Source organism: Streptomyces sp. NRRL S-455 (assembly GCF_000717875.1).
GTDB lineage: Bacteria > Actinomycetota > Actinomycetes > Streptomycetales > Streptomycetaceae > Streptomyces.
In genome coordinates, this window is the sequence record NZ_JOCT01000037.1 from 45,554 (window position 1) to 58,608 (window position 13,055).

12 protein-coding genes are annotated in these 13,055 nt (G+C 71.2%); 8 read left to right on the forward strand and 4 right to left on the reverse strand.

Annotation, left to right across the window (positions count from 1 at the left end; translation table 11 throughout):
• Positions 1-29: 29 nt before the first annotated feature.
• The gene (locus IE97_RS0134945; protein ID WP_234310822.1) at positions 30-1,256 is read right to left on the reverse strand and encodes a M6 family metalloprotease domain-containing protein; all 1,227 of its coding nucleotides are present in this window, start codon (positions 1,254-1,256) and stop codon (positions 30-32) included.
• Between the two features lie 523 nt (positions 1,257-1,779).
• Here IE97_RS0134945 and IE97_RS0134950 point away from each other — a divergent pair.
• Both IE97_RS0134950 and IE97_RS0134955 read left to right on the forward strand, forming a co-directional pair.
• The gene (locus tag IE97_RS0134950) at positions 1,780-2,424 is read left to right on the forward strand and encodes a TetR/AcrR family transcriptional regulator (protein ID WP_030250185.1); all 645 of its coding nucleotides are present in this window, start codon (positions 1,780-1,782) and stop codon (positions 2,422-2,424) included.
• A gap of 210 nt (positions 2,425-2,634) precedes the next feature.
• Complete coding sequence (locus IE97_RS0134955) at positions 2,635-4,170, forward strand: MFS transporter (protein WP_030250190.1); 1,536 nt, start codon at positions 2,635-2,637, stop codon at positions 4,168-4,170.
• 88 nt (positions 4,171-4,258) lie between these two features.
• Here IE97_RS0134955 and IE97_RS0134960 read toward each other — a convergent pair whose 3' ends face one another.
• Positions 4,259-4,792, reverse strand: a complete 534-nt coding sequence (locus IE97_RS0134960) for a MarR family winged helix-turn-helix transcriptional regulator (RefSeq protein ID WP_030250195.1) — start codon at positions 4,790-4,792, stop codon at positions 4,259-4,261.
• Between the two features lie 90 nt (positions 4,793-4,882).
• On the opposite strand from IE97_RS0134960, the gene IE97_RS0134965 reads away from it, so the two are divergent.
• The gene (locus tag IE97_RS0134965; RefSeq protein WP_030250200.1) at positions 4,883-5,668 is read left to right on the forward strand and encodes a dioxygenase; all 786 of its coding nucleotides are present in this window, start codon (positions 4,883-4,885) and stop codon (positions 5,666-5,668) included.
• 10 nt (positions 5,669-5,678) lie between these two features.
• Here IE97_RS0134965 and IE97_RS0134970 read toward each other — a convergent pair whose 3' ends face one another.
• The gene (locus IE97_RS0134970; protein ID WP_030250203.1) at positions 5,679-6,200 is read right to left on the reverse strand and encodes a GNAT family N-acetyltransferase; all 522 of its coding nucleotides are present in this window, start codon (positions 6,198-6,200) and stop codon (positions 5,679-5,681) included.
• A gap of 192 nt (positions 6,201-6,392) precedes the next feature.
• Between IE97_RS0134970 and IE97_RS0134975 the strand changes: the two genes are divergently transcribed.
• Positions 6,393-7,391: a sigma-70 family RNA polymerase sigma factor gene (locus IE97_RS0134975; protein ID WP_030250208.1), complete on the forward strand. Its 999-nt coding sequence runs from the start codon at positions 6,393-6,395 to the stop codon at positions 7,389-7,391.
• 328 nt (positions 7,392-7,719) lie between these two features.
• Complete coding sequence (locus IE97_RS0134980; RefSeq protein ID WP_030250212.1) at positions 7,720-8,403, forward strand: TetR/AcrR family transcriptional regulator; 684 nt, start codon at positions 7,720-7,722, stop codon at positions 8,401-8,403.
• 177 nt (positions 8,404-8,580) lie between these two features.
• Here the strand turns inward: IE97_RS0134980 and IE97_RS0134985 are convergent, their stop codons facing one another.
• Positions 8,581-9,552: a helix-turn-helix transcriptional regulator gene (locus IE97_RS0134985; RefSeq protein WP_030250216.1), complete on the reverse strand. Its 972-nt coding sequence runs from the start codon at positions 9,550-9,552 to the stop codon at positions 8,581-8,583.
• 62 nt (positions 9,553-9,614) lie between these two features.
• Here IE97_RS0134985 and IE97_RS0134990 point away from each other — a divergent pair, with 62 nt between their 5' ends.
• From IE97_RS0134990 to pfkB, 3 genes are all read left to right on the forward strand, one after another.
• Complete coding sequence (locus tag IE97_RS0134990; protein ID WP_030250219.1) at positions 9,615-11,117, forward strand: MFS transporter; 1,503 nt, start codon at positions 9,615-9,617, stop codon at positions 11,115-11,117.
• 154 nt (positions 11,118-11,271) lie between these two features.
• Positions 11,272-12,033: a DeoR/GlpR family DNA-binding transcription regulator gene (locus IE97_RS0134995; protein WP_030250221.1), complete on the forward strand. Its 762-nt coding sequence runs from the start codon at positions 11,272-11,274 to the stop codon at positions 12,031-12,033.
• Positions 12,030-12,977 carry a 1-phosphofructokinase gene (gene pfkB, locus IE97_RS0135000; RefSeq protein WP_030250226.1) on the forward strand — a complete coding sequence of 316 codons (948 nt, stop codon included), beginning with the start codon at positions 12,030-12,032 and terminating at the stop codon, positions 12,975-12,977. The genes IE97_RS0134995 and pfkB overlap by 4 nt, the downstream gene beginning before the upstream one ends.
• Positions 12,978-13,055 lie beyond the last annotated feature (78 nt).

Consider the following 13,055-nt stretch of genomic DNA (forward strand, 5'->3'; position numbering starts at 1 on the left):
GCATGTGGGCTGAGCGGCCGTCTCACCGGCTACCCCCGCCTCACCCGCACCCGGTGGTTTCCCGCGGGATCCGCCTCCACCACCTTGATCACAATCCCCCTCCGGGTGTCCCTGAACGTCTCCCCGGGCCGGAACGGCGCGTCGGAGAGCTCCGCGTGGACGTTGGGGGAGCGCGTGCAGCCGCCGCTGTCTCGGCGGGCGTCGTGGACCCTGACCGGGCCCATACCCGTGTCGACATCCGCGTCGACCTTGTAGATCAGGACGCCCGGGCGGCACACCGTCTCGTCGTTGCCGGCGCGGGTGCGTAGCTCGGCGACGTAGCCTGTCCGGCTGTCCAGGGGGATGATGACCAGCTTGGAGCCGCCTGCGTGGGCCAGGGGGGAGAGGGTGTACTCCGCGGTGCCGGGGGCCGAGACGCAGTGCACCTGCTCGGCGTCCAGCCAGCCCAGCTTCCACTTGTGCCAGCCGAGGAAGTCGTTGTTGGCGCCCCAGTCCTCGCTCATGATGTCCCAGTGGCCGACAGCGCCCCCGCCGTCCGCGGTGTAGAGGTCGGGCAGGCCGAAGACGTGGCCGTTCTCGTGGGGGAGGACGCGGTAGCCGGTGCGGTCGTAGGAGCCGGAGCCGTCGTCCTGGCGGGAGTAGACGAAGGAGGCGTTCGCCACGGGGATGCCGTCGGCGCTCGGGGCCTCGGGGTTGCCGGCGAAGGTGACGGACAGGACCGTGTCGAGGGCGGAGGGGCCCGCGTTCGGGGTGACCAGGACGTTCAGGATGTCGTACGCGCGGAAGTCCACCTCGGAGTCGGCCGCCGCCACGATGTCCTGGACCAGCGTGCGGTAGCCGGGGTCGAAAGGGGCGCCGCGCTCTATGCCGTACTCCCGGAAGGACTTCGGCATGCGCAGCCACGCCGGGATCGGGGTCTCGGCCCGGTAGTCGAGGCGGCCGTAGGAGCTGGTGCGGAACCACTGCCGGGTCTGTGGGAAGAACTCCCGGAAGCGGTCCAGGGCCTTGCCCTCGCCGGGTGCGTCGGAGAAGTCGATCATCAGGGTGAGGGCGCGGACGGTGCCGGTGGAGCGGGTGTAGATGTCGGAGGTGGGGATGCCCTCGGACATCTGGATCTCGCGGGCGGCCTGGATCATGCAGGGGCCGTGCGGGGAGGTGTGAGTCAGGGATATGGGGCCCGCTCCTGAGGTCGTGGCGCCCGGGGGGAGGCGGCCCGTGCCGACGGACGTGCTGACCGCGAAGGTCAGGGCGGTCACGCAGGACACGGCGGCCAGGCGGCGCCTGGGTATTCGGCGGCCCGGCGGTTCCGTGCGGTGGTCTCGGGCCGCCGGTTCCGGACGGTGGTCTCGGGCGGCCGGTTCCGGGCGGTGGTCTCGGGCGGCCGGTTCCGTACGGCGGTCACGGCCGCCGGGCCGGGCGCCCCGGCCGGGTGGTCCCGTGCGGGCCGACCGGGGGCGCCGAGGCCGCGGCTGCATGAAGGGGACCTGCAAGGGACCTCCCGCGCCACGGCAGCCTCCGGTTCCGGCTGCACCTTGCGATCACCCTGCGTCGAGGGGGGTGGCGGCGCCCGCTGGATGAGCCCGATCGAGGGTTTCCCGTCAGTAGCGCCCGTCCAGGCTTGTGAGGCAGGTCACAAGGAAAAGGTTCGAGTGCGGGAAATACCGGGGACTCGGTCCCCGTTTAGCCATGTGTCCGAGCGAAACGGGGAGCCTCTCCCCGGATCGCATCATCGAACACCGCACACACCTCGCACCTCGCACCTCACATCAGGAGTACGCCGTGCAGACCGCCACCCCCGTCGAGCGCAAGGCGCCCCGGCCCCGCGCCGACGCCCTGCGTAACCGGGAGCGGATCGTCACCGCCGCCCGGGAGATGTTCGTCGAACACGGCCCCGAGGTGCCGCTCGACGAGATCGCCCGCCGGGCAGGCGTCGGCAATGCCACGGTGTACCGCAACTTCCCGGACCGCGACGCACTGGTCAGGGAGGTCGTCTGCTCCGTCATGGACCGTACGGCCCAGGCGGCCGAGCTCGCGCTCGCCGAGACGGGTGACGCGTTCGAGGCGCTGGAGCGCTTCGTGCACGCCGCCGCCGACGAGCGGATCAGCGCGCTGTGCCCGATGGTCTCCAGCACGTTCGACAAGCACCACCCGGACCTGGAAGCCGCGCGCGAACGGGTCGAGCGGCAGGTCGCGGAGGTCATGGACCGCGCCAGGGCGGCCGGGCAGCTCCGGGCCGACGTGGACGTCGGGGACGTCATGATCGCCGTGGCCCAGCTCAGCCGGCCCCCGGCCGGTACGGACTGCTTCCATGCCGACCGCTTCGTCCACCGCCATCTTCAGCTGTTCCTGGACGGACTGCGGGCTCCCGCTCGCTCCGTCCTGCCGGGCACGGCCGTGACTCTGGAGGATCTGCGCCGGCCCTGACCGACTGGTAGTTCCGCCTGACCGACTGGTGGTTCCGCCTGACCGACTAGTAGTTCCATCTGACCGACTAGTAGTTCCACCTGTCCCACGCGTCAGTAGCGCAGGTGACAGGCCCCGCGGCCGTCCACGTGGCGAGCCGTGACCTTTCGACACCCTTTTTCCGTCACGACGTCCCGAATTCCGTCACGAAGTCCCGAAGTGGGTACCTCCATGTCTGAAACAGCCTCAAAGGCCCCCGGCGTCCCGGACGCCAACCGCTGGAAAGCGCTCGTCTTCATCGCGCTCGCCCAGCTGATGGTCGTCCTGGACGCCACCATCGTGAACATCGCCCTGCCCTCCGCCCAGCAGGACCTGGGCATCTCCGACGGCAACCGGCAGTGGGTCGTCACCGCCTACGCGCTCGCGTTCGGCGGTCTGCTCCTGTTCGGCGGCCGGATAGCCGACCTGTGGGGCCGTAAGAAGGCCTTCGTGGTCGGGCTCGGCGGCTTTGCCGCGGCCTCCGCGCTCGGTGGTGCGGCCACCAACGAGGCCATGATGTTCGGTGCCCGCGCCCTCCAGGGCGTCTTCGGCGCCCTGCTCGCTCCGGCCGCGCTCTCGCTGCTGGCCGTGATGTTCACCGACGCCAAGGAGCGCGCCAAGGCGTTCGGCATCTACGGCGCGATCGCCGGTGGCGGGGGAGCCGTCGGTCTGATCCTGGGCGGCTTCCTGACCGAGTACCTGGACTGGCGCTGGACGTTCTTCGTGAACATCCCGTTCGCCGTCGTCGCCGCGGCCGGTGCGTACTTCGTCATCCGTGAGCCGGAGGGCGGCCGCAACCGCTCCCCGCTCGACATCCCCGGCGTGATCCTGTCCACGCTCGGCCTGGTCGCCCTTGTCTACGGCTTCACCCGCGCCGAGTCCGACGGCTGGGGCGACTCCGTGACCGTCGGCATGTTCGTCGCCTCGGCGGTGCTGCTCGCGGCCTTCGTGGCCGTCGAGTCCAGGGTCAAGGCCCCGCTGCTGCCGCTGCGCGTGGTCACCGAGCGCAACCGTGGCGGTGTCTACCTCTCCCTCGGTCTCGCGATCATCGCGATGTTCGGCCTGTTCCTCTTCCTGACCTACTACCTGCAGATCGTGAAGGGCTACTCGCCGGTCAAGACCGGGTTCGCCTTCCTGCCGATGATCGCGGGCATGATCACGGGCTCCACCCAGATCGGCACCCGCCTGATGACCCGGGTCGCCCCGCGCCTGCTGATGGGCCCCGGCTTCCTGGTCGCCGCGCTCGGCATGCTGCTGCTGACCCAGCTGGAGATCGGCTCCTCGTACGCGGCCCTGCTGCTGCCGGCGATGCTGCTGCTCGGCCTCGGCATGGGTACGGCGTTCATGCCGGCCATGTCGCTGGCCACCCAGGGCGTCGAGCCGCGGGACTCCGGTGTCGCCTCCGCGATGGTCAACACCTCGCAGCAGGTGGGCGGCGCGATCGGCACGGCCCTGCTGAACACCATCGCCGCCTCGGCGACCACGGCGTACGTCACCGACCACATCGCCGGGGCGACCAGCCGGTCCCAGCAGCAGCTGGTCCAGCTGGAGGCCATGGTGCAGGGCTACACCAGTGCCATCTGGTTCGCCGTCGGCATCCTCGTCGTGGCCGCCGGTATCGCCCTGACCTTCGTCAACGCCGGCCGGCCCGGCAGCGCCACGGTGACCGGCTCCGGCTCGGACACGGACGTGGCGGACGAGGTGCAGGTCCCGGTCGTCGCCCACTGACGGCCGTACCCGGAAAACCACTTCGGGCCACCCGCGGGTACGAGGAAGGGGACGCCCCGTACCCGCGGATTCCAGGACCTGCCCCGGCTCAGCGGAGCCAGGGCAGGTCCGCCCCCGCTTCGGTCGGCTGGAGTCCCTCGGCGATGATCCGCATGATCTCGCCGAGGGACTTCTGCTGTTCCGGGGTGAGCCGGTCGAAGACCGCTTGGCGTACGGCCTCCACGTGGCCCGGCGCGGTCTGTCGCAGCACCTCGTAGCCCTGGTCGGTCAGCACGGCGAACTGGCCCCGCTTGTCGTCGGGGCAGTCCTCGCGGCGCACCCAGCCGTTCTTCTCCAGGCGTGCGATGGCGTGCGAGAGGCGCGAGCGGGTGATCTTCGCGAGCATCGCGAGCTCGGTCATCCGCAGCCGCCGCCGAGGCGCCTCGGCGAGTTTGACCAGAAGGCCGTAGTAGACGTGCGGCATGCCCGCGTCACGCTGCAGCTGACGGTCGAGGTGGTCGTCGAGGAGGGTGACGCCCTCCATGAATGAGCGCCAGACGCGCTGCTCCTCGTCGGTGAGCCAGCGCGGTTCTCGGGCCTCCTCGGCTGGGCCCTGGGTCGGTGCGGATGCGGGTGCCTTCATGCTGTCCACTCTACGCGGCCCCTCCTTGAACTTTAAACAAATGGCCCGTACAGTTTTGTCAGGGAATCATGTTTTGGAAGGAGCCGCAGCATGTCCGCCGCCACCCAGGAGCGCATGCCTGCTCTGTACCTCAGTCACGGCGCCCCGCCACTGGCGGACGACCCGGTCTGGCCCGGTGAACTGGCCGCATGGTCGGCCGGCCTGCCGCGCCCCAGGGCGATCCTGATGATCTCCGCCCACTGGGAGGAGGCTCCGCTCGCCATCGGCGCCACCGAGACCGTCCCGCTCGTCTACGACTTCTGGGGCTTCCCGGAGCACTACTATCGGGTCACCTACGGCGCTCCGGGCGCACCGGAACTCGCCGAGTCGGTGCGGAAGCTGCTGCGCGCCCCCGGGGTTCCCGTCCAGGACGTCCCCGACCGCGGTCTCGACCACGGCGCGTACGTCCCGCTGGTCGAGATGTACCCGGAGGCCGACATCCCGGTCCTCCAGGTCTCCATGCCGACGCTCGACCCGGTCCGGCTGATGGAGATCGGCCGCAGGCTCGCGCCCCTGCGGGACGAGGGTGTGCTCATCGTCGGCTCCGGATTCTTCACCCACAACCTGGCGGCGCTCCGGCAGGGCGGCATCCCCGCCTGGTCGGCGGAGTTCGACGACTGGGGCCGACGGGCGCTGGAGTCGCGTGACGTGGACGCCCTGCTCGACTTCACCCGCAAGTCGCCGGCGGGACAGCTCGCCCACCCGCGCACCGAGCACTTCGCCCCGCTGTTCGTGACCATGGGCGCGGCCGACGCGACCGGTGAGCTGGACGCGCAGAAGTCCGTGATCGACGGGTTCTGGATGGGGCTGGCGAAGCGGTCGGTGCAGTTCGGCTGATCCCGCCGCCCTACGGCAGGGGCTTCTCGTACCAGGCCACGTCCCAGTAGCGGCCGAACTTGCGGCCGACCTCCCGGTACGTGCCGACGTACCGGAAGCCGAAGCGCTCGTGCAGCCGGACGGACGCCTCGTTCGGCAGCGCTACACCCGCGTAGGCGCGGTGCAGGTCCTCGCCGGCCAGGGCCTCGAAGAGGGCCTTGTAGAGGAGCGTGCCGATGCCCCGGCGGCCGGCCTGTGGCGCGACGTACACCGTGGTCTCCACGGAGGTCGCGTAGGCGGGCTTCGGGCGGAACGGGCTGGATGTGGCGTAGCCCAGAATCTCCTGTGAGTCCGGGTCCGCGGCAACCATCAGGCGGTACGGGCCGTCTTCAGGGTGGGAGAGGAGCCAGGGGCGGCGTGCCTCCGGAGTGAAGATTTCGGTATCGAATGTGATCGCCGTCTCACGTACGTAGTGGTTGTAGAGGGCTGTGAGGTCCGTGAGGTCGCTCTCGACTCCCGGCCTGACCTGCACCTCTGTACGCTCCGTCGACATCCCGCCTCCCTGTGTGGCCGGACAGGGTACTGCATGATCAGAAAAATTGACGGGTCGGTTGGGAATTCTGTCCTGATTCCAGTCGTTGTTTCCATCGGATGCAGGGCACCCGAGGAGAGTCCGAAGAGTCCCGGAGACGGAGTCCAGCGTCCGCAGGACCACCCGCTGACCTCACCACGCAAGGGAGCTCGCATGGCAACCCGTGCCGTCGCCCGTCGCCAGTCCGCCAACGGCGAGACGGCCCCCGCGGCAAGCAGTGTTCGCGCCCATGGCGGCGAGATCGCCGACCGCGACCTGGTCGGCATGTACCTCGACGAGATCGCGCGCACACCACTGCTCGACGCAGCCAGGGAAGTGGAGCTGTCCCAGGTCATCGAGGCGGGTGTGTTCGCGAAGCAGGTCCTCGACGGATACGAGGAGACCAAGGCGGACGCCACCCGCGAGGAGCTCGAGGCCCTGGTCGCCGACGCGGAGCGGGCCAAGGACATCTTCATCCGCTCCAACCTGCGCCTCGTCGTCGCCGTCGCCCGCCGCTACCCCCGCAGCGGCCTGCCGCTGCTGGACCTGATCCAGGAGGGCAACGCCGGCCTGGTGCGCGCGGTCGAGAAGTTCGACTACCGCAAGGGCTTCAAGTTCTCCACCTACGCGACGTGGTGGATCCGCCAGGCCATCACCCGCTCCATAGCCGACCAGTCCCGTACGATCCGCCTGCCCGTCCACCTGGTGGAGGAGCTGGGCCGGATCCGCCGGGTGCAGCGCGAGTTCAACCGTGAGCACGGGCGGGACCCGGAGCCCACGGAGATCGCCGCCGAGCTCGGCTCGACGCCGGAGCGCGTCACCGACGTGCTCGACTGGGCCCGCGATCCGGTCTCGCTGAACATGTCGGTGGACGACGAGGGGGAGACCCAGTTCGGCGACCTCCTGGAGGACACCTCGGCGGTGTCGCCCGAGCAGTCGGTGCTGACGCTGCTGCGCAGCGAGGAGCTCGACGACCTGATCGGCCGCCTCGACCAGCGCACGGCCTCCATCATCAAGATGCGCTACGGCATCGAGGACGGCCGGGAGCGCACCCTGACCGAGGTCGGAAAGGAGCACGGCCTGACCCGCGAGCGCATCCGGCAGATCGAGAAGCACGCGCTGCTGGAGCTGAAGAAGCTGGCGCGCAGCACCGGCTTCGACGCGGCGGCGTGACACCGCGTACGCCGGGTGGCGAAAGACCGCGCAAACATGGCGGTGTAACGCCGCTTAACGCGCAGGGCTCAGGGAACAAGACTTCCGGGTCCACCAGTTCGGGCCGGGGGCCACGTCCCTGGCCCCACAGAGCCAAGTCCCGTCGCAATCCCCCCGGCGCCGGGACTCTCCCAAGGCCGGGCTTCGGCGCCTCTCCCCCCGGGCGCCGGGCCCGGCTTTTTCATGTCCGCGCTGACGGGCCGTGCAGGAGAGCGGGGCACCCCGTACCTGAACCACGGGGTGGCCCGCCAGATGGCAGATTGTGTCACATGGGCATACCCTGCCGGGCGTGAGCAGCACCACCCCGACCCCGCCTCAGCCCTCGCTGACCGAACGACGCAAGGCCGAGACGCGGATGGAGATCGCCCGGGTGGCGGCCGGACTCTTCGTGCGGGACGGTCTGCGCGCCACCCGCGCGGAGGACATCGCCCAGGCCGCCGGCATCGCCCCGCGCACGTTCTACCGGTACTTCGCCACCAAGGAGGAGGCCCTCGCCCCGCTCTACGCGGCCGGCGCCCAGCGCTGGGCGGAGGCGGTACGCGCGGTTCCCGCCGAGGTGGGCGTGCTTGAGGCCCTGGAGCAGGGGGTCCGCCACACCCTCACCCCGGGCGTCGGCGTCTCGGCGTCCTCCTGGGAGTGGGGCCGCACGCTCCTGCGCCTCGCCGAGGCGAACCCTTCCCTGCGCAGGGTGTGGACGGAGGTCTGTCAGGCCTCCGAACGGATGATGGCCGAGGTGCTGCTGGAACGGGTGACACGTGCCCGTTCGGCAGGGGGGCACGCGGTGCCGGACGGTGGCGACGACGTTGCCGACGCCCCTGAACCGCGCTTCGCCGCCGCCGTCGCGAGCGCCGCCGTACGGACGGCCCTGGAGAGCTGGGCCGAGGGGGACGGGCCCCTGGAAGGCCCGGGAGGACCGGCGGAGCTGGCGTTGCGGAACCTCGCGGCGCTGCGGGACTTCCCATGGGGGTCGTGAGATGACGGGGGGTGGGGGCCTTCCTGCCGGGTCGTGAGCCGACGGGGCGGGAGCTTGCCTGTCGGGTCGTGAGCCCACGGGGCGGGGGGCCTGCCAGGACGTGAGCCGACGGGCGGGAGCTTGCCTGTCGGGACGAGCCGACGGGGGCCCATCCCGTCGGGGCCGTGGAACGACGGCTCACGTCCCGCCCTCGGCCGCCCTGCTCAACCGTGCCCCCAACTCCCGGACGGCCGTCACGAGTTCCTCCGGCTGACGCACCGTGAAGTCGCACTCCAGCATGGCCAGCCGGAACGCCACCCACGGCATCCCGTCTCCCACGGACCCCCTCAGCCGGCAACTGCTGTCGTCCAACGGCTCGGGCGTCCCGAGCCACTTGGGCAGCCGGGCGGCGACGAAGCGGGCCGGCGCGGCGAACGTGACCTCGAAGTCGTAGGAGTCCTGGTGCCGTTGCACCGACTGCCGGAGGTACTCCGCCGCGCTCCCCGTCGGCAGCTCGCGCGGCGCGAACCGCGCCCCGGTGGCGAACGGCTCGCTCACCCGGTCGACGCGGAACGTACGCCAGTCGTCCCGGTCGATGTCATAGGCCACCAGGTACCAGCGGCGGCCCGTCGACACCAGCCGGTACGGCTCCGTCAGGCGCCGCGACTCGGTGCCGTCCGCTGCCCGGTAGGCGAACCGCAGCCGCTCGTGCCCGGCCACCGTCGAGGCCATGACGGTCAGTGTCTCGGGCGCGATGCTCGGCCCGTCGCCGCTGGTCAGCGGAGTGGTCGCGGCCTGGAGCGTGGTCACGCGGTGGCGCAGCCGGCCGGGCAGCACCTGCTCCAGTTTGGCCAGCGCCCGTACCGACGCCTCGTCCAGGCCCTCCACCGCGTGCCCCGCCCCGGCGCGCAGCCCGACCGCGATGGCCACCGCCTCCTCGTCGTCCAGCACGAGCGGCGGCATCGCCTTGCCCGCGACCAGCCGGTAGCCGCCGTCGGCGCCCTTGGTCGCCTGCACCGGATAGCCCAGTTCGCGCAGCCGGTCTATGTCCCGTCGGACCGTGCGGCGGGACACCCCGAGCCGGTCGGCGAGCTCGCCGCCGGGCCATTCGCGGGGCGTCTGGAGGAGGGAGAGGAGCGTCAGCAGCCGGGCCGGGGTGTCCGTCGTCATACAGGCGAGGATGCCGCACCAGTAGGACACGATCTGACCTATTGGGGGTCTAGTTTCGATCCATGACCTCCACCGAGACCATCCCCAGCACGGACGGCGGCGGCACCGACCGCCGCCGTTGGTACGCCCTCGCGATCGTGATGACCGCGGCCTTCATGGACCTCGTCGACGTCACGATCGTCAACGTGGCCATCCCGTCGATCCAGCGTGAGGCGGGCGCGTCCTTCAGTCAGATCCAGTGGATCACCGCCGGATACGCCCTCGCCTTCGCCGCCGGGCTGATCACCGGGGGACGGCTCGGCGACATCCACGGCCGCAAGCGGGTCTTCCTGGTCGGCATCGGCGGCTTCACCGTCGCCTCCGCCCTGTGCGGTCTCGCGGTGAACCCCGAGATGCTGGTCGCCTCGCGGATCCTGCAGGGCGGCATGGCCGCGCTGATGGTGCCGCAGGTGCTGTCGATCGTGCACGCCACCTTCCCGGCACACGAACGCGGCAAGGTGTTCGGGATGTTCGGCGCGGTCGTGGGCCTGGGAGCCGTGTCCGGGCCGCTGCTCGGCGCGCTGCTGACCGAGTGGGACCTGTTCGGGTGGGGCTGGCGGTCGATCTTCCTGATCAACCTGCCCGTGGGTGTCGCGGGCCTGGTCCTCGGCAGCCGCTTCATCACCGAGTCCAGGGCGCCGCGGGCCCTGAAACTGGACCTGGTGGGGGTCGCGCTGGTGACGCTCGGTCTGCTGATGCTGATCTACCCGCTCACCCGCGGGCGCGAGCTGGGCTGGCCGCTGTGGGGGTACGTGTCGATGGCCGGGTCGCTCGTCGTTCTCGCGGTGCTGGTGGCGTACGAGATGCGGAAGGCCCGTCGGGATGGTTCCCCGCTGGTCGAGCTGTCGCTGTTCCGGGTCAAGAGCTTCGCGGCCGGGATCGCCGTACAGACCGTCTTCGGGGTCGCGCTGGGCGTGTTCTTCCTGGTGTGGACGCTGTACATGCAGATCGGGCTGGGGTGGAGCCCGCTGAAGGCCGGACTGACCGGGGTGCCGTTCTCGATCGCCGTGTCGGCGGCGGCCGGGCTGTCGGTGCAGATGCTCGTCCCGCGCTTCGGGCGCAAGGTGCTCCAGGCGGGCGCGCTGGTCATGGCGGGCGGGGTCCTGCTCTATGTCTGGGAGTCCGCGCACTACGGGCTCGGGATCACGCCCTGGCAGATGGCGCTGCCCCTCGTGGTGATGGGGATCGGCATGGGGCTGATCTTCGCGCCGCTGACCGACGCGATCCTCTCCGAGGTGCCGCGCGAGCACGCCGGCTCCGCCTCCGGTCTGATCAACACCGTGCAGCAGATGGGCAACGCGCTGGGGCTCGGCCTGGTCTCGGTGGTGTTCTTCGGCACGATCGGCGATCACCTGAGCCTGAACCAGATCGGTCCTGCCTTCGGGCACGCCTTCGAGAACGCGCTGGGGTGGGTGGCCGCGGTGATGGGCGTCATCTTCCTGCTGATGTTCGCCCTGCCGAAGCGGCCGGCGCTGCACGTCGAGGGTCAGGAGCCGGACGGGGAGAGCGAACCGGCGCTGGCCTGAGAGCGGGGGACGGGCCCGGCACCCTCAGGGTGCCGGGCCCGTTCTTGATTTCTGATCATGCCCGATTGGGTCCGAACCTGTTTACTTTGGCGAAATCTCGGCGTAGCCTCCCGCTGAAACCACACGTTCGGGCATGAGTCGGAGGCGAACAGACATGTACGCACCGGAGCGGCAGCAGGAGATCCTCCGGCTCGCCCGTGACGGCGGCCGAGTGGATGTCGTGTCGCTGGCCGAGGAGTTCCAGGTGACGGCGGAGACGATCCGCCGGGATCTGAAGGCCCTCGACCGCGCCGGCCTGGTCCGCCGGGTGCACGGCGGCGCCATCCCGGCCGGGCGTCTCGACTTCGAGCCGGACCTCGCCGAGCGCGAGACCACGGCCCCCGACGAGAAGGACCGCATCGCCAAGGCGGCCCTCGCGGAACTGCCCACCGAGGGCACGATGATCCTCGACGCCGGCACGACGGTGGCCCGCATGGCCGCCGCCCTCCCCCTGGATGCCTCGCTCACCGTCGTCACGCACAGCCTGCCCATCGCGGCCCGCCTCGCCGACCACCCCGGCATCCAGCTCCACCTCATCGGGGGGCGCGTACGGCACCGTACGCGCGCCGCCGTGGATGCCTGGGCGCTCAGGGCGTACGGCGAGATCCGCGCCGACGTGCTGTTCGTGGCCGCCAACGGCTTCTCCGCCGAACATGGTCTGACCACTCCCGATCTCGCCGAGGCCGCCGTGAAGCGCGCGGCCGTGGCCGCCGCCCGCCGCGTGGTGCTGCTCGCCGACTCCTCCAAGCACGGCCAGGAGCACTTCGCCCGCTTCGGCGACCTGAGCGACGTGGACCTGCTGATCACCGACAGCGGGCTGAGCCCCGAAGACACCGTCGCCATCGAGCGCGGCGGCACGGAAGTAGTGCGCGCATGATCCTCACCGTCACCCCCAACCCGTCCCTGGACCGAACCTACGAGGTGCCGTCCCTCGACCGCGGCGAGGTCATCCGCGCCACCGGCGAGCGGATGGACCCGGGCGGCAAGGGCGTGAACGTCTCGCGCGCGGTCGCCGCTGCCGGGCAGCGCACCGTGGCGGTCCTGCCCCTGGGCGGCGCCCCGGGCGCGCTCGTCGCCGACCTGCTCGACCAGCAGGGCATCGAGGTCTCGCCGGTCCCGGTCGCCGGGGCCACCCGCTCCAACATCGCCCTCGCCGAGGCCGACGGCGTCCTGACGAAGATCAACGCGCCGGGCCCCGAACTCTCCGACGCCGAACGTGAACTGCTCCTGGAGACCGTGCGGCAGCAGTCCCGCGACGCCTCCTGGATCGCCTGCTGCGGCAGCCTTCCGCGCGGCCTCGCCCCCTCCTGGTACGCCGACCTGGTCGCCCGCACCCACGCCGCCGGGGCGCGGATCGCCCTGGACACCTCCGGACCCGCGCTGCTCGCGGCCCTGCGCGAGCGGCCCGACGTGGTCAAGCCGAACGCCGAGGAGCTCGCGGGTGCCGTCGGCCGTCCCCTCGCCACCGTCGGCGACGCCGTGAAGGCCGCCGTCGAACTGCGTGAGATGGGTGCCCGGGCCGTCCTCGCGAGCCTCGGCGCCGACGGGCAGCTGCTGGTGTCCGGCGAGGGCGCCTGGTTCGGCAGCGCCCGCGTCGACACGGTCCGCAGCAACGTGGGCGCCGGTGACTCCTCCCTCGCCGGTTTCCTGATCGCCGGTGGCAGCGGCCCCGAGGCCCTCGCCTCCGCTGTCGCCCACGGCGCGGCCGCCGTCCAGCTTCCCGGCAGCGTCATGCCGAAGCCGGGCGACCTCGACCCTGCCGCCGTGACGGTCACGGCCGACATCCCGGCGGACCGAGCACTGAAGGAGCCGGTGTCATGACCTACCCCGAGCAGCCGGTACCGGCCCCTGAGCGGCGAGCCCGCCCGTTACTCACCGGCCCCGCCCCCGTCACCCCCC

What these genes read in the sequence shown, in the direction of transcription:
- IE97_RS0134990 (WP_030250219.1), top strand. Translation starts at nt 9,615, where the DNA reads ATGACCTCCACCGAGACCATCCCCAGCACGGACGGCGGCGGCACCGAC.
- pfkB (WP_030250226.1), top strand. Translation starts at nt 12,030, where the DNA reads ATGATCCTCACCGTCACCCCCAACCCGTCCCTGGACCGAACCTACGAG.
- IE97_RS0134985 (WP_030250216.1), bottom strand. Translation starts at nt 9,552, where the DNA reads ATGACGACGGACACCCCGGCCCGGCTGCTGACGCTCCTCTCCCTCCTC.
- IE97_RS0134965 (WP_030250200.1), top strand. Translation starts at nt 4,883, where the DNA reads ATGTCCGCCGCCACCCAGGAGCGCATGCCTGCTCTGTACCTCAGTCAC.
- IE97_RS0134975 (WP_030250208.1), top strand. Translation starts at nt 6,393, where the DNA reads ATGGCAACCCGTGCCGTCGCCCGTCGCCAGTCCGCCAACGGCGAGACG.
- IE97_RS0134970 (WP_030250203.1), bottom strand. Translation starts at nt 6,200, where the DNA reads ATGTCGACGGAGCGTACAGAGGTGCAGGTCAGGCCGGGAGTCGAGAGC.
- IE97_RS0134995 (WP_030250221.1), top strand. Translation starts at nt 11,272, where the DNA reads ATGTACGCACCGGAGCGGCAGCAGGAGATCCTCCGGCTCGCCCGTGAC.
- IE97_RS0134955 (WP_030250190.1), top strand. Translation starts at nt 2,635, where the DNA reads ATGTCTGAAACAGCCTCAAAGGCCCCCGGCGTCCCGGACGCCAACCGC.
- IE97_RS0134960 (WP_030250195.1), bottom strand. Translation starts at nt 4,792, where the DNA reads ATGAAGGCACCCGCATCCGCACCGACCCAGGGCCCAGCCGAGGAGGCC.